Here is a 19,142-nt window from a genome sequence, read left to right as displayed (position 1 = left end):
GCGGCCATTGGGGCCGCCATGCGGAAGCTTGCGCATTTGTGCTTCGGTGTCGTCAAAACTGGACGGGCATACGAGGCAAATTTTGCCGTTCAGGCTTGACGATCAAGACGGTATCTACAAAACCTTACGTTATGCGTCCTTCTTGGCAGGCGCCTTCTTGGCCGCAACCTTCTTCGCCGCAGCCTTCTTGGCAGGAGCCTTCTTCGCTGCCGCCTTCTTGGCCGGCGCCGCTACCGCACCTTCTTCGCCCTCCACCTCAGGCTCGGCCTTCGCGGCCTTGCCCTTGGCAGGCGCCTTGGCCTTGCGCTCTTCAAACTCGAAGCTGATCTTGCCGTCCTTGCCCTTCACGAGGAAGGCCTTGAACGGACGGCGCGTGCGCTGCGAGATGAAGCCTGGCAGCAGGTCGGTCTTGCCTTCGTTGAGCAGCTTGGCCATCTGCTCCGGCAGGATCTCCTGCTGCAGGATGATGCGGCCGCTGCGGAAGTCGCAGGTCTTCGGCTTGGCGACGCTGTGCTCGCACACGTACGCCAGGCCCATCTCGTAGACACCGCCGGTGCATTTCGGGCACGGTCCGAGCGGGGTCTGGCCGGTGAAGTCGACGCCTTCGCCGTCCTCGCCGCCTTCGTCGTTCTGGCCGAAGTCGAATTCGAGCTTGAAGTTGTTGATGTCCTCGTCACGCACGATGCGCAGGATCGCCGCGAACGGACGGCCCATCTTCGAGCGGAAGCCCTGCAGCGGACCGATGGTGCGGTTCTTCAGCAGTTCTTCGACCTCGGGGATCTCGAACTGGCGGCTGCCCGGCGTCTTGCTCATGTTGAAGTCGCACTTGGTGCAGGCGAAGCGGCGGTAGTTTTCCTTGACCACGCCACCGCAGTTCGGGCACGGGGTCTGCAAGGTCGCGTAGTCGCCCGGAATGGTGACGTTGTCGTATTCCTTGGCGCGCTTGACGATAATCTGGGTCATCTGCGCGATCTCGCGCATGAATTCCTCGCGCGAGATTTTGCCCTTCTCCATTTGCGACAGCTTGTATTCCCATTCGCCGGTCAGTTCCGGTGCGGTCAGCTCGTTCACGCCGAGGCCGCGCAGCAGCGTCATCAACTGCGACGCCTTGGCCGTCGGGATCAGTTCGCGCCCTTCGCGGATCAGGTATTTCTCGGTCAGCAGGCCTTCGATGATCGCCGCCCGCGTCGCTGGCGTGCCAAGGCCCTTGCCGGCCATCGCGTCGCGCAGTTCGTCGTCGTCGATCAGCTTGCCCGCGCCTTCCATTGCCGACAGCAGGGTCGCTTCGCTGTAGCGCGCAGGCGGCTTGGTCACCAGGCCGTTGGCCGTGACTTTCTCGGTCAGGACTTTCTCGCCCTTCGCCACCGGCACCAGCATGCCCGCGTCTTCCTTGTCGTCGCCGGCCGCTTCCTTGCCGTAGACGGCCAGCCAGCCCGGATTGGTCATGACCTTGCCTTCGGTCTTGAACTGGTGGCCCGACACTTCGGTGTAGCGGGTCGTGACCTGGAACTCGGCAGCCGGGAAGAACACGGCCATGAAGCGGCGCGTCACCAGGTCGTACAGCTTCTGCTCGGGCTCGGACAGGTTCTTAGGCGCCAGCGTGGTCGGGATGATCGCGAAGTGGTCCGAGATCTTGGCGTTGTCGAAGATGCGCTTGTTCGGCTTGACCCAGCCGTTCTTGCTGATCTGCTTGGCGAACTGGTGGTAGTTGTTGTTCTCGGCCAGCGACTCCATCGTCGCCTTGACGGTGTTGATATAGTCTTCCGGCAGGTGGCGCGAATCGGTACGCGGGTAGGTCAGCACCTTGTGTTTTTCGTACAGGGCCTGGGCCAGGCCCAGCGTGTTCTTGGCCGAGAAGCCGAAGCGGCCGTTGGCTTCGCGCTGCAGGCTGGTCAGGTCGAACAGGGCCGGCGCCATCGAGGTGGTCGGCTTCGATTCTTCGGTGACGTTGCCCTGGCGGCCTTTGCAAGCCATTGCGATGGTATCGGCGGCAGCCTTGCTCCACAGGCGCTCGGGGCGCTTCTCGGGGTCGTTCTCGTCCTTCTTGAACGACTGGTCGAGCCAGCGCCCTTCGTACACGCCGGCGGCGCAGACGAATTCGGCGCGCACTTCCCAGAAGTCGCGCGAGACGAATTTCTTGATCTTCTCTTCGCGCTCGACCACGATCGACAGGGTCGGCGTCTGCACGCGGCCCACGGTGGTCAGGTAGAAGCCGCCCTCTTTCGAGTTAAACGCGGTCATCGCACGGGTGCCGTTGATGCCGATCAGCCAGTCGGCTTCGGAACGGCAGCGCGCGGCGTCGGCCAGCGGCAACATCTCGTCGTCGCTGCGCAGCTTGGCAAAGCCGTCGCGGATCGCGCCCGGCGTCATCGACTGCAGCCACAAGCGCTTGACCGGCTGCTTGGCTTTCGCGTTCTGCGCGATCAGGCGGAAAATCAGCTCGCCCTCGCGCCCCGCATCGCATGCGTTAATCAGTTGGGTGACGTCCTTGCGCTTGATCAGGCGGTTCAGCACCTTCAGGCGCGACTCGGTCTTGGCGATCGGATTGAGCGCGAAATACGGCGGAATCATCGGCAGGTGGGCGAAGCTCCACTTGCCGCGCTTGACGTCATACTCTTCCGGCACCGCGATTTCCAGCAGGTGGCCGACCGCGGACGACAGCACGTATTCGTCGGATTCGAAATACTCATCGTGCTTGGTGAAGCCGCCCAGCGTCTTGGCGATGTCATTCGCAACGGAGGGCTTCTCGGCGATGATGAGGGTTTTTGTCATATTAGGTTTCTCGTCGTACTTTGGTGGTTTGGCACGCGCATCATACATGCTCTGCCGCAATACCGGGATTTTGTCATTCCGATATCTATTTTGTAACAGTCGAATAAGTGCGGCCAATGATAAGCGGGTTGTCGTGAAATCCGCAAGTGGGCTTTACGCTGCGGGCCAGGGCCGGCGCGAAGCTTGCATCGAAGGGAAAAACGGGGACCGGCCGGGTGTTTAGTGCAGCAAACGCGGCGCTTGTTCGTCGTCCGAACCGAACAGGTCGTCGAACATCAGGGCGTCAGGTTCCTTGCCCTGGCTCCAGAGCAGCATCAGCACAATGATTTTCAGCTTGCCGAGGCCGACCGGCGATTCGTCCAGCACCAGCGCGCGTTCGATGACGATCTCGCGCTGCACCGGGCTGAGCACCTTGGCGCTTTCGAGGAACTGGATAAAGCCGACGGCGGCAGTGCCGAGCACCTCATATTCCTGGTCGACATAGAAGCGGATGCCGTCCGAGGAGGCGGCAAACTCCAGGTCGCCGCCCGCCATTTCGGTCAGGTCGGTCAGCCAGACCAGTGCTTCCGATATCTCGACATCGTCAAACCCCACTGCCGAGAGCTTGCGCGCCAGGGCCGCCGGCTCGGGGCAGGCGTCAGGGCGGTAGTAGGTCTCGTAGAGGTAGACAAGGATATCAAACATGGCTCTACTCTATCAGTTAAGTTCGTTGCGGCACAAGTGCCGGCCGTACCGTCCGGCAATGCGGCTAACAAGGCAAAAACCGCGTTTTTTAACGATTTACACGTTGAAACAAGCCTCCGGGCAGCCTTTCGAGGTGGCCTGCCAGTTCCAGCGTTAACAACTGCGCGCTCAACCGGCCCGCATCGAGCCCGCAGGCCGCGGCCAGCGCATCGGCGCCGATGGGGTCGTACCCCAGCGCATCGAGCAACTGTTCCGATGGCATGGCTGGCGCCGGCCCGCGCGCAGCGTTGTCAGGCACGGCTGCGCCGGGGAAGATGTCGTCGAGCACGTCGGCCGCCGCGTCGACCAGCTTGGCGCCTTCGCGGATCAGCTGGTGGCAGCCCTTGCTCATCGGGGCGTGGATGGAGCCGGGAACGGCGAACACGTCCCTGCCCTGCTCGGCCGCCATGCGCGCCGTGATCAGGGAGCCGGACTGGGCCGCAGCCTCCACCACCAGTACGCCCGCCGCCAACCCGCTGATCAGGCGGTTGCGGCGCGGGAAATTGGAGGCGAGGACGGGGTGGCCCAGCGGGTACTCACTAATAATACAGCCCGCCTGGGCAATGCGATGGGCCAGCTGGTGGTTGCGCGCGGGGTAGACGATGTCGGCGCCGGTGCCGATCACCGCCACTGTCGAGCCCGGTCCTGCCATGGCGCCTTCATGGGCGGCCGCGTCGATGCCCAGCGCCAGCCCTGACACGACAGTGAGCCCGGCGTTGCTGAAGGCACGGGCAAACGCCTGCGCGTTGGCCTTGCCCTGGGTACTGGCGTTGCGGCTGCCGACCATGGCGATGGAAGGCGCCGACAGCAGCGCGACGTTGCCTATGGCGTACAGCAACAGGGGTGGATCGTAGATTTCGCGCAGCATGCGCGGATAGGCAGGATCGTGCAGCGTCAGTACATGGTTGCCGGGCGTCGCCAGCCACGCTTCGGTGCGGTCAATCAGTTGCTGGCCTGTTGAGGGAGGCGGCGCGGCAAGCGCATCGGCAACAGGCGCGCCGCACAGGGCGGCCACTGCATCGCGGCTGGCCGCGAACACGGCCGCGGGGCAACCGAAGGCGTCGAGCAGCCGCGCACCGAGCACGCAGCCGACGCCTGGCACCAGGGACAGGCGCAGCCAGCCGCGGAGATCGGGCTGGGCTGATTGCTGCGTGGGGTCCGTGTCTTGCACGGCGGTTTTACTCCGGTGATTTAGCCACGTCGCCGACCTGCACCGGGTCTGTTACCTGCATGACCAAGCCGTACGAGACGTTCTTGAACACGCGGAAGATGAACAGATTGCCGTATTGCTCGTCCGGCAGCTTGATGGTCGGCCTGCGGATGCCCAGCATGCCTTTATCGCCGCCAGGATCTGCCACAACCTTACCGAAATGGTACAGCTGGAGCACGGAGCCGACATCGAGTCCGTCAACCGAACCGCGGTTGATGCTGATGATCTGGTTCTGTCCGGCGTAGCTGACGCCATTGTAGATCGACACCACGCGGGCGTTCACCTGGGTCTCCGGCGGATGCGGCACGTAGCTGCGCATGCCTTCCGGCGGCACTGGCGCGAGGCGGTCGCCCACGCCCATTTCCTGGTGTGAGCTGCCGACAGTAAAGGTATGCACATCGACGCCCGGCTTCGCTTCGGCCTGCAGCGCGACGGTGCCGAGATACTGCGCCTCGTAACCGAGCAAGGCGCCGGTTTCGGGATCTTTCAAGGCCGTGCCGGGACGGAATACCTGGAACGACCTGACGCCGTTCAGTTCGCCCTTGACGTAGACCTTGTCGCCCTGGCCCAGGTACAGGCGGCCTTCCTGCGACGCGGCAATGCGCGGCGCGCTGGCCAGTTCATCCACGCCCACCACCAGCGGGCGGGTCAGGAATGGTTCAATGATGGCCGGCGCGATCGACGGGATCGCGTCGCGTCCCAGTCCTTCGGTGCGCAGCTGCGGCGACAGGCGGGTGATGCCCGGCTGGCCGGCAGCGCCGTCGTCGCCCGGCTTGTTCAGCGACAGGCGGCCGGTCTTGCGGTCGAACCAGACGATCTGGCCCGGGTAGATCCAGTGCGGGTTGCGGATTTCGTCGCGGTTCATGCCCCACACTTGCGGCCAGCACCACGGATGCTCGAGGAACTTGCCGGAGATATCCCACAGCGTGTCGCCTTTGACCACCAGGTGCTGGTCAGGCGCATTCGGGCGGAACGCGCAGTTTGCTGCCTGCGCCGGTGCTGCCATCAGGCCGGCAACGAGCGCTGCTCCTGCAATACGGGCGCCGACTGTGCTAAAATTTTTCATTGAGATGTCCGATAAGTGCGGCATTACACAAAATTGCTGGCTGAACCCGTCACCCACTGCGCGCCACGGCGCAAAAGGCAGCAGATTGAGCGCTCCCCTATGCAACTTGCTGAGAGTAAAGGGTTGCCGTACTGGATCAAATTCTGCACATAAATCCTTGAAGTAGCAAGAAATACTGCGCCCGACTACCGTGGCGGACTGTGTGATTTTGTTGTTTTAAGGCATTTTTTACACCCGCAACAACGAATCGATTATTAAATTGTTACTGAGCTGAACGAACCTATGGCAATCCTGAATATCCTCCGCTACCCCGATGCACGCCTGCACAAGGTCGCCAAGCCGGTCACCGAATTCGGCGACCGTATCAACAAGCTGGTCGCCGACATGGCCGAGACCATGTACGACGCACCCGGCGTCGGGCTGGCCGCGAGCCAGGTTGACGTGCATGAGCAGCTGCTGATCGTGGATATCACGGAAACCAAGGATGACCTGCGCGTGTTCATCAACCCGGAAATCATCTGGGCCAGCGACGAAAAGACCGTCTATGACGAAGGCTGCCTGTCGGTACCGGGCATCTACGATGGCGTGGAACGCCCGTCCCAGGTCAAGGTGCGCGCGCTCGATGCGCAAGGCGTGCCCTTCGAGCTGTCGGCCGATGGCCTGATGGCGGTCTGCATCCAGCATGAAATGGACCACCTGAAGGGCAAGATCTTCGTCGAATACCTGTCGCCCCTCAAGCGCAACCGTATCAAGGCCAAGATGATCAAGGAAGAACGCGGGCTCGAGCGTGAAGCCGCCCTGCGCGCTGCCGGTCGCCGCTACTAAAGCGCGCAATGAAAGTCGTCTTTGCCGGCACCCCGGAGTTTGCCGCTGTCGCCCTGTGTGCCCTGCACGAGGCCGGCTTTGAAATCCCCCTGGTCCTGACCCAGCCCGACCGCCCCGCGGGGCGCGGCATGCAGCTGCAGGCCTCCGCCGTCAAGCAGTACGCGCTGGCGCATGGCATCGAGGTATTGCAGCCGCTGTCGCTGCGCATGGACAGCAAGGACCCGGAGCGCGCGGCCCAGGCTGCCGCCGCGCATGCGCGCCTGCGCGCGCTGGACTACGACGTGATGGTGGTGGCCGCCTACGGCCTGATCCTGCCGCTCAGCACGCTCAACATCAAGCCCTGCATCAACATCCACGGTTCGCTGCTGCCGCGCTGGCGCGGCGCCGCGCCGATCCACCGCGCCATCGAAGCCGGCGATGCGGAAACCGGCGTGACCATCATGGAAATGGAAGAAGGCCTGGATACCGGCCCGATGCTGATGATGGAGCGCGTGGCGATCGCCCCGTCCGACACCACCGCCACCTTGCACGACAAGCTTGCCGCGCTGGGCGGGCAGATGATCGTCGCGGCCCTGCGCGAAATGGAGCTGGGCAACGTCAAGGCCGTCCCCCAGCCGCAAGCTGGCATCACCTACGCGGCCAAGATCAGCAAGGATGAAGCGGCGATCGATTTTTCGCTGCCCGCAGCGGCGATCGCGCGCAAGATCCGCGCGTTCAATCCCTTCCCCGGCGCGCATGCCGAAGTCAACGGTGTAACGATCAAGGTCTGGGGTGCGGAAGCACTGCCTGCCGGCAGCGCGGCCCTGCCGGGACAGGTGCTGGCGGCCGATGCGCAGCACGGCATCGTGGTGGCATGCAAGGAAGGAACCTTGCGCCTGAACGAACTGCAAAAACCAGGCGGCAAGCGCCTTCCAGCGCAGGAATTCCTCAAGGGATTCCCGCTGGAAGGACTCTGTTTCGATTAAGCGGCTTCGTCGCTGGCCGCGGCGGCCTTGGCGCGCTCGGCTTCCATATGGTCACGCAGCAACTGGTTGATGCGGGTCTGGTAGCCCGGGCCTGCCGACTTGAACCAGTCGAGCATGTCCACGTCCAGGCGGATCGTCACGATCTGCTTCTGCTGGGTGTTGGTGTTCTTGGCAGGCTGCTGCTGCGGTGCGCTGCTCAGGTAGTTTCCCTGCGCTGGTTCATCCCATACCGGTGCAAAATCCTTGTTCATTCCTCATCCTTCATATCGACGGCGGATCGTCCGCGCACGCGACAGGCGGCGCGATTCCTGCCTATTGTTTGATTTGCGGGGCAAACCCTGCTCCCGAAACCTGTCAATACTGTGATTGTCGCCTTGCCATGTAACGTAAAGATTGCTGAGCGATCAGGTTTTGTATCCTCATGTTTCTGTGTCACGGTTTAATACATAAAGATACAAACGCTGTTTGCAAATCGAAATGCTGCACTGCGATAAGCGATCGTTAATGATGACGTATAATTTTAGACCCGGGGTTGCGCCCGCCCGGCCATTGCCAACTGAAAGCACAACATGACGACCACCGCCATCTCAAAGACCGAAACCCAGCTGCGCGATATCCTTTCGCGCCGCATCATGATCCTTGATGGCGCAATGGGCACGATCATCCAGCAGTACAAGCTCGACGAAGCGGCCTACCGCGGCGAACGCTTCGCCGCCTTTGCCGCCCCGGAAGGCAGCGGTGCGCGCGAGCTCTTCGTCAAAGGTAATAACGAACTGCTGACGCTGACGCAGCCGCAGGTGATCCAGGAAATCCACGAGCGCTACCTGGCCGCCGGCGCCGACCTGATCGAAACGAATACCTTCGGCGCCACCAGCATCGCCCAGGACGACTACCACATGGGCCACCTGGCCTATGAGATGAACGTCGAAGCGGCAAAGCTGGCGCGCCGCGCCTGCGACAAGTACGGCACGCCGGACAAGCCGCGCTTCGTCGCCGGCGCGCTCGGCCCGACGCCGAAGACCGCGTCGATTTCGCCGGACGTCAACGACCCCGCCGCGCGCAACATCACCTTCGACCAGCTGGCGGCAAGCTACCTCGAACAGGTGCGCGGACTGGTCGACGGCGGCGCCGACGTGCTGCTGGTCGAGACAATCTTCGATACCCTCAACTGCAAGGCCGCGCTGTTCGCGATCGACCAGTACTTCGACGAACATCCTGGCACTGAACGCCTGCCGATCATGATCTCGGGCACCGTTACCGACGCGTCGGGCCGCATCTTGTCCGGCCAGACCGTGCCGGCATTCTGGAACTCGGTGCGCCATGCGAAGCCGCTGACCATCGGCCTTAACTGCGCGCTCGGCGCCGCGCTGATGCGCCCCTACGCGGAAGAGCTGTCCAAGGTCGCCGACACCTATGTCTGCATCTACCCGAACGCCGGCCTGCCCAACCCGATGAGCGACACCGGCTTTGACGAGCTGCCGGCCGACACCTCGGCGCTGCTGCGCGAGTTCGCCGACGCTGGCTTCATCAACATCGCCGGCGGCTGCTGCGGCACCACGCCGGAACACATCAAGGCGATCGCCGATTTGCTGGCAGCTAGCCCCCCGCGCGTGGTGCCGCAGATCCCGGTGGCGCAGCGCCTGTCGGGCCTGGAGCCGTTCACCATCGACGAGGACTCGCTGTTCGTCAACGTCGGCGAGCGCACCAACGTCACCGGCTCGAAAGCGTTCGCGCGCATGATCCTGAACGAGCAGTACGACGAGGCGCTGTCGGTGGCGCGCCAGCAGGTGGAAAACGGCGCCCAGGTCATCGACGTCAACATGGACGAAGCGATGCTCGACTCAAGCGCCGCGATGACGCGCTTCCTGAACCTGATCGCGTCCGAGCCTGACATCTCGCGCGTGCCGATCATGATCGACTCGTCGAAGTGGTCGGTCATTGAAGCGGGCCTCAAGTGCGTGCAGGGCAAGGCGGTGGTCAACTCGATCTCGATGAAGGAAGGCGAAGAAGAATTCATCCGCCAGGCGCGCCTGTGCCGCCGCTACGGCGCGGCCGTCATCGTCATGGCCTTCGACGAGAAGGGCCAGGCCGACACCTTCGAGCGCAAGACCGAAATCTGCGCGCGCGCCTATAAGGTGCTGACCGAGCAAGTCGGCTTCCCGCCCGAAGACATCATCTTCGACCCGAACATCTTCGCCATTGCCACCGGCATCGAAGAACACAACAACTACGCGGTCGACTTCATTAACGCCACCCGCTGGATCCGCGAGAACCTGCCGCACGCGAAGATCTCGGGCGGCGTGTCGAACGTCTCGTTCAGCTTCCGCGGCAACGATCCTGCGCGCGAAGCGATCCACACGGTGTTCCTCTACCACGCGATCAAGGCCGGCATGACCATGGGTATCGTCAACGCAGGCATGATGGGCGTGTACGACGACATCCCGGCCGAGCTGCGCGAACGTGTCGAGGACGTGGTGCTGAACCGCCGCGAGGACGCCACCGAGCGCATGATCGAAATCGCCGGCACCCTCAAGGCGGGCGGGAAGCAGGACGCCCAGAACCTCGAATGGCGCGAAGGCACGGTCAACCAGCGCCTGTCGCACGCGCTGGTGCACGGCATCACGCAGTGGATCGTCGAAGACACCGAAGAAGCGCGCCAGCAGCTGCTTGAATCGGGCGGCCGTCCGATCCACGTGATCGAAGGCCCGCTGATGGACGGCATGAACGTCGTCGGCGACCTGTTCGGCCAGGGCAAGATGTTCCTGCCGCAGGTAGTCAAGTCGGCGCGCGTAATGAAGCAGGCCGTGGCCCACCTGATCCCGTACATCGAAGAAGAAAAGAAGCTGGAGGAAGAACGGACCGGCATCGTCGCCAAGCCGAAGGGCAAGATCGTCATCGCCACCGTCAAGGGCGACGTCCACGACATCGGCAAGAACATCGTGTCGGTGGTCCTGCAGTGTAATAACTTCGAAGTCGTGAACATGGGCGTTATGGTGCCGTGCTCCGAGATCCTGGCGCGCGCCAAGGTCGAGAATGCGGACATGGTCGGCCTGTCCGGCCTGATCACCCCGTCGCTGGAGGAGATGGCGCACGTGGCGCGCGAAATGCAGCGCGACCCGCACTTCCGCATGATGAAGATCCCGCTGCTGATCGGCGGCGCCACCACCAGCCGCGCCCACACTGCGGTCAAGATCGCGCACAACTACGAAGGCCCGGTGGTGTACGTGCCGGACGCATCGCGCTCGGTATCGGTAGCGCAGTCGCTGCTCACGCCCGAGACGCGCGACAAGTACATCGAAGAGATCAGCGACGACTACGCGCGCATCCGCGAGCAGCACGCCAACAAGAAGGCGCTGCCAATGCTGTCGCTGAAGGACGCGCGCGCCAACAAGGCCAAACTGGACTTCGCGCCGGTGCGCCCGAAGTTCATCGGCCGCCGCGAATTCCGCAATGTCGACCTGGCCGCGTTGGCGAAGTACATCGACTGGGGCCCGTTCTTCCAGACCTGGGACCTGGCCGGCCCCTACCCCGCCATCCTGAAAGACCCGGTGGTTGGCGAAGCGGCCAGCCGCGTGTTTGAAGAAGGCCAGGCGCTGCTCAAGAAGGTCATCGAAGGGCGCTGGCTGACCGCCAACGGCGTCATCGCGCTGCTGCCGGCAAACTCGGTGAACGACGACGACATCGAGGTCTACACCGACGACACGCGCACCGAAGTGGCGTTCACCTACTATGGCCTGCGCCAGCAGGGCGTCAAGCCGGTGGTCGACGGCGTGCAGCGCCCGAACCAGTGCCTGGCCGATTTCATCGCGCCGAAATCATCGGGCGTGGCCGACTACATCGGCATGTTCGCCGTCACCGCGGGCCTGGGCATCGAGAAGTACGAGAAGCGCTTCGAGGACGCGCACGACGACTATTCGTCGATCATGCTCAAGTCGCTGGCAGACCGGCTGGCCGAAGCCTTCGCCGAGTACCTGCACGAGCGCGTGCGCACCGACCTGTGGGGCTATGCAGCCACCGAGACGCTGAGCAACGAAGACCTGATCGCCGAGCGCTACGCGGGCATCCGCCCGGCGCCTGGCTACCCTGCGTGTCCTGAACACACGGTCAAGGCCGACATGTTCCGCGTGCTGCAGGCCAAGGACATCGGCATGGAACTGACCGACTCGTTCGCGATGTTCCCGGGCGCGGCCGTCTCCGGCTTCTACTTCGGCCATCCTGAATCGAAGTACTTCGTGGTCGGCAAGATCGGCGACGACCAGTTGGCCGACCACGCGGCGCGCCGCGGCGCCAGCAAGGACGAGCTCGAGCGCTGGCTGGCGCCCAACCTCTCGTAAGCCCGGCAACGACGCGGGCGGCGATATCGAGATCGCCGCACTGCGGATTTGCCAGAACTTTTGCCTCCCCTCCGCCGTCCAAGCACTGTTGCGGGCGTGTCGGCGCGACGCCTGTGGCGGCTGCTTTTTCGCGCCGGACTGTCTTCACGGAGGCTATATGGCACTGCACTTCTCCGCCAAGCGCTGGCAGGACCAGGTCATCCTGCTGCTGGGCGTATGGCTGTTCGTTTCACCCTGGGTGCTTGGACTCGCGACCGACTCGCCACAGGCAATCAACGCGTACATCGTTGGCGCCGTGATGGCAGTGCTGGCCGCCTTCGATCTCTACAAAACCTACTTCTGGGCAGTGGCGGCCAACCTGATGCTGGGGGCATGGATAGCGATTTCTCCATGGGTGCCAGCCTTTGCCGACAGGGGCGCGATGATGACCAATTCGGTCATCGTCGGCATCGCCGTGGTCGTGCTGGGCTTGTGGGAGCTGCGCAGCGACCCGGACCTGCACCGCCAGTGGGCTGGCACGGGCGGCGCGCACTGAGCGCCCAAACAACAACGCGAACCTTCGGGTTCGCGTTTGTTTGCACATCAGATTGCGTAGCGCGCGACGTTGTCGCTCCATTCGAACGCAGCGACTTCCAGTTCACCGAGATCCTCCGCGGACAGCGCCAGTTCGGCCAGCGCGGGCGCTACATGCTGCTCGCCCTCGTCCATCATCTCGATGCTCTCAGCCAGTCGCAACAGTTCACCGAAGAAGCCACTGCGCTTGAGCAGCGCATCGGCAACCTCTTCACTCACCGGCATCTGCTGCACGATCTCGTCCATCGGCATGCCGAACAGCGCATCCATCAGCGACATGATGCCGACCGTGAACGCGATCTCGGGCACGCTGCGCTGGCCCGGACGCAGGCGCTGCGCCAGCAGTTCGAGCAGGCGGCCACGCGCCGTCGCCAGGGTCAACAGCGGCGGCATGCTTTCGCCGCGCCGCGCCGGCTCCGCGTACAGCATGATCTGCAGCCAGCGCTGCAGCTGGCGCCGTCCCAGTACCGTAACCGCCTGGCTGACCGAGTCGACGCGGTGAACGATGCCGGCGGCCGGCGTATTGACCAGCCGCAGCAGGTTAAGCGCAAGGGGCACGTCTTTCTTGACGGCGCGTTCGATGACGATGTTGTCGGCGTCGGCATCGATCAGGTTCATCAGTTCGAGCAGGACCACCTGGCCCGGGGACAGTTTGCGGCCGCTGATGATGGCCGGACGGGCAAAGTAAAAGCCCTGGAAGTAGTCGATACCCAGCGCCATGCAGCTGTCGAATTCCTCGCGCGTTTCGACCTTCTCGGCCACCAGCTTCTTGCCGGTCGCCTTCAGCTGCGGCGCAATGCATTCAAGCGCCTCCTGCGAGGTGTTGCGCAGGTTGATCTTGAGGTAGTCCAGCATCGGCAGCAGCTGGCCGTAACCGGGCGTTTCGCCCCCCACGTCCGACAGGGCGAAGCGGAAACCGTGACCGGCCAGTTCGGCGATCCGGTCCAGCAGGGGGCCGCCAGGCTGCATCGACTGGGGGATTTCCAGCACCAGCTTTTCGCGTGGCAAAAAGGCAAAGATGTCGCTGTTAAGCACTTCCGCGTCGACATTGAGGAAGCCGCATGCGCCGCCCAGCACCCGGTCCAGGCCGAGCTGGGCGGCGTGGGCGATCACCGCAGCAGTCGCCGACAGGTCGGAATCGATGCCGGCGGGCCCAAGCGGCGCACTGCGAAACAGCAGTTCGTAACCGTATAGCGCCTGGTCGCGGCCAAGGATGGGCTGTCGCCCGAGATAGAAATCTCGGACCCGCAGGTGCGAGCGGGTGTTGTCGGGACTTGCGGTATCGATCATGCGGGGCCAGTTCTAAACGGAAATTATGGGCGATACTTTAACCTTTATTTCCGTTTTTGTGGCTTTTTTGTCATTGATCGACCGGTTTAGTCGAGCGGCCAGCCGTCGACGAACACCTTGATCTCGCCGCTGGCGAACGCCGTCCACGCCTCGTTGGTGGTCAGCGGCGCGGTCACGATCACCGCCACCCTGTCCTGCGGGGTGGTGACCTGGGCGAAATCGACGCTGACATCCTCGTCGGCCAGCTTGGCGGTAGGAAACGGATACTGGCGCACCACGTAATGCAGGGCGGTCGAGCAATGGGCGAACAGGGCCGAGCCGTCCGACAGCATCATGTTGAAAGTGCCGTGCGCGGCAATGGCGCGGACCAGCTCGCCGAGCACGGCCCGCAGGGCGTCCAGCGGCGGCGGTTCGTCGCCAAAACGCGCGCGCAGCTCCTGCAGCAGGTAGCAGAAGGCGCGCTCGCTATCGGTCGTGCCTACCGGGCGGAACGGACCATCGAGCCCCGGATCGAAGTCCTTCAGGTCGCCATTGTGGGCAAACACCCAGTAGCGCCCCCACAGTTCGCGCACGAAGGGATGGCAGTTTTCCAGCGCAACATGGCCCTGGGTCGCCTTGCGGATGTGCGCAATGACGTTTTTGGACTTGATCGGGTAGCGTTTGATCAGTTCGGCAACGGGAGACTCGATCGCCGGCATGTGATCGACGAACAGGCGCACGCCGGGGCCTTCGAAAAATGCGATGCCCCAGCCGTCGTGGTGGGTGTCGGTGCGGCCGCCGCGCAGGGCAAAGCCGGTGAAGCTAAAAACAATGTCCGTAGGGACATTGCAGTTCATTCCGAGAAGTTGGCACATGGCGCAAGCTTACCATGCGCGCTTTGAGCTGCTGCAAACCGGGACAGGCCGTGCGGCCGATATAGAGGGGAGAAATGCCGGGAGGCGCCGGGTGCGTGGGCCGCCCGCAGGGGACCCACGTCCGGCCCAGGTTTAGTGCAGGAGCACAGGATTGCTCATCAACGAATCGTACGAACCGAGGAAGTCGTCAATCTCTTCCATGGTAGGTTCGCTGGCGATCAGCGTATTGACGTCGCGGCGGAACGATTGTGCCAGCTTGCCGCCGATAAATGCTTCGCGGCGGCCCGACTTGTCGACGATCTCATAACCGCCGAAGCGCAGGGCTTCGAGGTTCTGGTCAACGCCGAACTCGACGACGCTGTACTGTTCGCTGTTGTAGATCATATTCATAAGTCACTCCTTCACTCGATCAGACGGTTTTGCAGATCGGAACCGCCTGCGTTCAGACGGCTGACTTTCCACTCCGTTCAATGGGGAGGTGGGGATCCCGGAACCAAATTCAAGTGCTGAGGTCCGGGGTCAGTTCCAACAGCTGATCGTATGGCGGTTGCTGCAGCCACGATCGCAACTGATCAAGATGTTCCGTGCTGGCAAGCCCGATATAGAGGCGCTCGGGCCGCCGGCGCAGGACACGATTTAATGTTACACGCAAAACCAGATTGCCGGTGCAGCATACGCAACCGGGTGCGATGCGGTGCACTTCGAGGGAGCCGGAGGGAGTGAGGATGGAGCGGGGATCGGGCAGGCCTTCGAGGATGACGGCCAGGTGGCCGCCCTGCCCCATGGCGGCCAGGCTGGCGCCGATGGCCGCCTCGCGCGCAGCAGCGCTGGGGCCGGTCACGAGCGTGGCCGGCAGCGCCGCTGCGGTCATTGGCCTTTTTTGGCCAGCTTGCCCGGCTCGACGCCGAGTTGCTTGAGCTTGCGGTACAGGTGGGTGCGCTCGAGGCCGGTTTTTTCGGCCACGCGGGTCATGCTGCCCCCTTCGCGCCCGAGGTGGTGTTCGAAGTACATACGCTCGAAGGCGTCGCGCGCCTCGCGCAGCGGCAGGTCGAACGACAGGTTGTAGCCGTGTCCTTCGCCATTCGGCAGGCCGCCGACGCGGGCCGGGATGCCTACCGGCTGCGGGCTGGCGGCGAACATCGGCGCCCCCGCCACGATGCTTTCCTCGACCTGCGCCGCCATCATCGGGCGCGGCGCGATGGCCGGGGCGCGCACCACTTCCTGGGCGCGCGACAGGCCCTGCTGCACCGCCTTGAGCAGTTTTTGCAGCGCGATCGGCTTTTCGAGGAAATTCAGCGCGCCAATACGGGTCGCCTCGACGGCCGTGTCGATTGTCGCGTGGCCCGACATCATAATGACCGGCATCGTCAACAGGCCGTCGCGCTGCCATTCCTTGAGCAGGGTGACGCCGTCCGTATCCGGCATCCAGATGTCGAGCAGTACCAGGTCGGGCGCGCCCGCCGCCCGCGCATCGCGTGCCTGCTGCGCATTTTCGGCGAGTTGGATCGCATGGCCTTCATCGCCAAGGATCTCCGAGAGGAGCTCGCGGATGCCCATTTCATCATCAACTACGAGTATGTTTGCCATCTAATGCCTTCCTGATTTCGCCCATGCTGGGCCGCACGCGTGGCATGCCGCCGAAGCCATGATTCTATTCTTGATTCTTACCTTACGCCACTATGCCGCAGGCGCTAACTTTAACAGCAAAATCAAGACTGACGCGCCTGTTCCGTCACTACGGTTCTGGATGTCGATCCTGCCACCGTGTTCGTCGACGATTTTTTTCACCATCGGCAGGCCAAGGCCGGTGCCGCGCACCTTCGACGTAACATACGGTTCGAACGCGCGCGCCAGGATGCGCGGCGCGAACCCGGGACCGTTATCGACGATCGACAGGCGTACCGCGGTGCCGGCGGCGCCGCCCGCACCCTGGTAGTGGATCGCCTCCGTGGTGATGTCGATGCGCGGCGGCGGCGCGCCGGGCGGCCGGTCGTTCATCGCATCCTGCGCATTTTGCAGCAGGTTGTGTATCACCTGGCGCAACTGGGTCGGGTCGCCCATCACCGCAGGCAGGCCTGGCGCCAGCGCGGCGTGGATGATATCGCTGCCGTCGCCGGCCAGGTAGAGGTCGAGGATCTCGCCGATCAGGGCATTCAGGTCGAGCGTCTCGAGGTGGGCCGGCGGCGCCTTGGCATAGTCGCGGAAGTCGTCGACCATGCGCTTCATTGCGTCGACCTGGTTGACGATGGTGGCGGTGCCGCGGTTCAGCAGGTCGGCTTCCTTCTGTTCGAGGTGGCCTTCAAGCTTCATCTGCATCCGCTCGGCGGCCAGCTGGATCGGCGTCAGCGGGTTCTTGATTTCGTGCGCCAGGCGGCGCGCCACCTCGCCCCAGGCGATCGAACGCTGGGCCGAGATCACGTCCGAGATATCGTCGAACACCACGATAAAGCCGCTGCCCGCGCCCACCGGAAGGCGCGAGCCGCGCGCCAGCAGGGTGAGGTCGTGGTCGTCGCCGCTGCCCGGCCGGCGCGGAATCTCGATCTGCTGCTGCCAGTGGCTGCGCAGGCGCGCGCTGCCCGCCGCCGATCCCGCGCTCTGCGCCGAGAACGCGCGGTTGACGGCGCCGGCAAACACTTCGAGGCCGGCGATTTCCGACAGCGCCGCGCCGAGGTGGGCGGCCACCGGGTGCTGCAAGATGCGTTCGACCGCTTCGTTCGAGTTCACCACATGGAAATCGGCGTCGAGCACGATCACCCCCGCCGACATATTGGCCAGCACCGACTCCAGGTGGGCCTTGGCGCTTTGCAGCGCCGAGCGGTTGCGCTCGACGGCGCTGCGCGCTTCGAACAGCTGGCCGGTCATCATGTTGAACGACTGGGTCAGGGTGCCCAGTTCGTCGTTGGTCGCCACGATCGGGCGCGGCGACAGGTCGCCCTCGGCCACCGCGCGCGTGCCTTCGGCCAGCACCAGCAGCGGCTGCGCCAGCCGGCCGGCGATGACGAAGGCGCTGGCGATCGCGCCAAAGATCGCCAGCAGCAGGGTCAGGGTCAGCGTCTCGATATACATCTTGCGCAGCGCCACGCGGGCCACAAAGCGCTCCTGGTATTCGCTGTAGGCGCTGCGCAGCACTTCCGCATTCGAGGCCAGGTGCACCGGCACCGCCTGCATCAACTGTAAAAAGCGCGGCTGCGCGCCTGGCGGTTCGGGAATCGCCTGCACCACGCGCAGGCGCAGGCCGGTGGCCGCGTCATGCGCGGTATCGGAGGCGCCTGGCGCCTCGCGGAAGTCGCGCTCGATACCGCCTTCGGGGCGCGCATAACCGCCCGGCATCACGGCCTGCAGCAGCATTTGCGGGGTCGGGATATCGGCCTGCAGGTCGGCCGCGCGCCGGTTCAGCGAGGCGCTCGCCAGCACCTTGCCGTCGGCGCCGATGATCATCGCGTTCTGCATGCCTTCGCGTTCGTCCAGCAGGCGCTTGAGGATTTGCTGGCCGGAGTAGACGTCCTGCCCGGCCACCGTGGCGGCGGTCACCTCGGCCTGCGCGCCCAGTTCGGACAGCGCCTGGTCGAGCGCCGCCACGCCGAGGTTCACGCCCGATTGCAGCGCGGCCTCGATCTTGACGTCGAACCAGGACTCGATCGAATGCGATACGAACTGGACCGAGACAAGGAAGATGACGAGGCCCGGCAGGATGCCGATGGCGGCGAACAGCATCATCAGGCGCGCCATCAGGCGCGATCCGAACTTGCCGGACTTGTAGCGTGAATACAGGCGCGCCAGCGCGACGATGGAGAACACCAGCAGGGTGGCGGCGACCGCGGCGTTCAGGCCAAGCAGCCAGGAGTAGTAGCGGTCGAAGAAGCCGGAGCTGTCGGAGGCGCTGGCGAGCAGGAACAACAGGATGCTGACGACGCCGCCAGCGACGACTACCGCGTACCGCAATCCCTGTTTCACTTACTCGGCCTTGTACTTGAAGGTTTTGTAATCGGATGACAGGCGCCAGCCGGCGTTGCTGACCGCATTGACCTGGATCGGCTTGGACATGTAATCGCGGTTCATCCCCATGCGCAGTGTCACGTCATAGGTCTCGCCGGGCGTGAGCGCGCCTTTCGGCGCAACTACCCAGCGGCTCGGGCGCCGAATCAGGAAAAGCGCGTCTTCCAGCGTCTGGAAGCTTTGCTTGACGCTGCCAAGCGGCAGCACGTTGTACTCGCGCGTGATGACGTTGTACCAGATATGGATGGTCTGCTTGGCCGACGCAGCCTTTTCGTCGCGCCAGTACCAGCGCGGGCGAGTCAGGCGCACCTCGGTGGTGAAGTACAGGTGGACGCCATGGTGGATGGCGTCCTCCACGGCCGGCGTGAGCTCGAAGGCGTAGGCGGCATCGAGCTTGTAGCCGTCCTCTGTCGCCTCGATGCGGGCACGCGTGACGTCTACGCCGTCGGCCGCATGCGCCTGGGCGCACGCAAGCGCCAGCAGCAGCTGGCATGCCAGGAGTCGAAGAAATCGTAGTGTCACAAGTGGGCCAGA

Annotated in this window: 16 protein-coding genes; 4 read left to right on the top strand and 12 right to left on the bottom strand. The window is 63.9% G+C overall.

Annotated elements, in window-relative coordinates:
- Window positions 1-129 precede the first annotated feature (129 nt).
- The 4 genes from LMJ30_RS04305 to LMJ30_RS04290 all read right to left on the bottom strand — a co-directional run bounded on the left by LMJ30_RS04305 (window position 130) and on the right by LMJ30_RS04290 (window position 5,771).
- Complete coding sequence (locus LMJ30_RS04305; RefSeq protein WP_229431112.1) at window positions 130-2,772, bottom strand: DNA topoisomerase III; 2,643 nt, start codon at window positions 2,770-2,772, stop codon at window positions 130-132.
- A gap of 219 nt (window positions 2,773-2,991) precedes the next feature.
- A complete protein-coding gene (locus LMJ30_RS04300) occupies window positions 2,992-3,456 on the bottom strand; it encodes a Smg family protein (RefSeq protein ID WP_229431111.1) in 465 nt (154 codons plus the stop codon).
- Window positions 3,457-3,544: 88 nt separating this feature from the next.
- Window positions 3,545-4,666 (bottom strand): DNA-processing protein DprA, encoded by a 1,122-nt coding sequence (gene dprA / locus LMJ30_RS04295; RefSeq protein ID WP_229431110.1) that lies wholly within the window; start codon window positions 4,664-4,666, stop codon window positions 3,545-3,547.
- A gap of 7 nt (window positions 4,667-4,673) precedes the next feature.
- Window positions 4,674-5,771: a LysM peptidoglycan-binding domain-containing protein gene (locus LMJ30_RS04290; RefSeq protein ID WP_229431109.1), complete on the bottom strand. Its 1,098-nt coding sequence runs from the start codon at window positions 5,769-5,771 to the stop codon at window positions 4,674-4,676.
- A gap of 282 nt (window positions 5,772-6,053) precedes the next feature.
- On the opposite strand from LMJ30_RS04290, the gene def reads away from it, so the two are divergent.
- Together def and fmt are read left to right on the top strand one after the other, a co-directional pair.
- Entirely contained in the window at window positions 6,054-6,596 is a 543-nt protein-coding gene (def, locus tag LMJ30_RS04285; protein WP_229431108.1) for a peptide deformylase, read from the top strand.
- Between the two features lie 8 nt (window positions 6,597-6,604).
- On the top strand, window positions 6,605-7,561 hold the full coding sequence (gene fmt / locus LMJ30_RS04280; RefSeq protein WP_229431107.1) for a methionyl-tRNA formyltransferase: 957 nt from the start codon (window positions 6,605-6,607) through the stop codon (window positions 7,559-7,561).
- Here the strand turns inward: fmt and LMJ30_RS04275 are convergent.
- Window positions 7,558-7,812, bottom strand: coding sequence for a BrnA antitoxin family protein (locus LMJ30_RS04275; RefSeq protein WP_229431106.1), 255 nt, complete (start codon window positions 7,810-7,812; stop codon window positions 7,558-7,560). The genes fmt and LMJ30_RS04275 overlap by 4 nt on opposite strands.
- 318 nt (window positions 7,813-8,130) lie before the next feature.
- On the opposite strand from LMJ30_RS04275, the gene metH reads away from it, so the two are divergent.
- Together metH and LMJ30_RS04265 are read left to right on the top strand one after the other, a co-directional pair.
- Window positions 8,131-11,895, top strand: a complete 3,765-nt coding sequence (metH, locus tag LMJ30_RS04270; protein ID WP_229431105.1) for a methionine synthase — start codon at window positions 8,131-8,133, stop codon at window positions 11,893-11,895.
- Between the two features lie 157 nt (window positions 11,896-12,052).
- Window positions 12,053-12,430 carry an SPW repeat protein gene (locus LMJ30_RS04265; protein WP_229431104.1) on the top strand — a complete coding sequence of 126 codons (378 nt, stop codon included), beginning with the start codon at window positions 12,053-12,055 and terminating at the stop codon, window positions 12,428-12,430.
- A 47-nt stretch (window positions 12,431-12,477) separates the two neighbouring features.
- Here the strand turns inward: LMJ30_RS04265 and LMJ30_RS04260 are convergent, their stop codons facing one another.
- The 7 genes from LMJ30_RS04260 to LMJ30_RS04230 all read right to left on the bottom strand — a co-directional run bounded on the left by LMJ30_RS04260 (window position 12,478) and on the right by LMJ30_RS04230 (window position 19,130).
- On the bottom strand, window positions 12,478-13,758 hold the full coding sequence (locus LMJ30_RS04260) for an EAL and HDOD domain-containing protein (RefSeq protein WP_229431103.1): 1,281 nt from the start codon (window positions 13,756-13,758) through the stop codon (window positions 12,478-12,480).
- Between the two features lie 86 nt (window positions 13,759-13,844).
- Complete coding sequence (locus LMJ30_RS04255; protein WP_229431102.1) at window positions 13,845-14,612, bottom strand: class II glutamine amidotransferase; 768 nt, start codon at window positions 14,610-14,612, stop codon at window positions 13,845-13,847.
- A 132-nt stretch (window positions 14,613-14,744) separates the two neighbouring features.
- Entirely contained in the window at window positions 14,745-15,002 is a 258-nt protein-coding gene (locus tag LMJ30_RS04250; protein ID WP_131428549.1) for a BTH_I0359 family protein, read from the bottom strand.
- Between the two features lie 109 nt (window positions 15,003-15,111).
- Window positions 15,112-15,483 (bottom strand): P-loop NTPase family protein, encoded by a 372-nt coding sequence (locus LMJ30_RS04245; protein WP_229431101.1) that lies wholly within the window; start codon window positions 15,481-15,483, stop codon window positions 15,112-15,114.
- The gene (locus LMJ30_RS04240) at window positions 15,480-16,199 is read right to left on the bottom strand and encodes a response regulator (RefSeq protein WP_229431100.1); all 720 of its coding nucleotides are present in this window, start codon (window positions 16,197-16,199) and stop codon (window positions 15,480-15,482) included. Before LMJ30_RS04240 ends, LMJ30_RS04245 begins: the two co-directional genes overlap by 4 nt.
- A 90-nt stretch (window positions 16,200-16,289) precedes the next feature.
- Window positions 16,290-18,566, bottom strand: a complete 2,277-nt coding sequence (locus tag LMJ30_RS04235; protein WP_229431099.1) for a sensor histidine kinase — start codon at window positions 18,564-18,566, stop codon at window positions 16,290-16,292.
- Window positions 18,567-19,130, bottom strand: coding sequence for a DUF4390 domain-containing protein (locus LMJ30_RS04230; RefSeq protein ID WP_229431098.1), 564 nt, complete (start codon window positions 19,128-19,130; stop codon window positions 18,567-18,569).
- Window positions 19,131-19,142: the final 12 nt, after the last annotated feature.

This window comes from Massilia agrisoli, from assembly GCF_020831365.1.
GTDB lineage: Bacteria > Pseudomonadota > Gammaproteobacteria > Burkholderiales > Burkholderiaceae_D > Telluria_A > Telluria_A agrisoli.
This window is presented reverse-complemented; position numbering and strand designations above follow the sequence as displayed.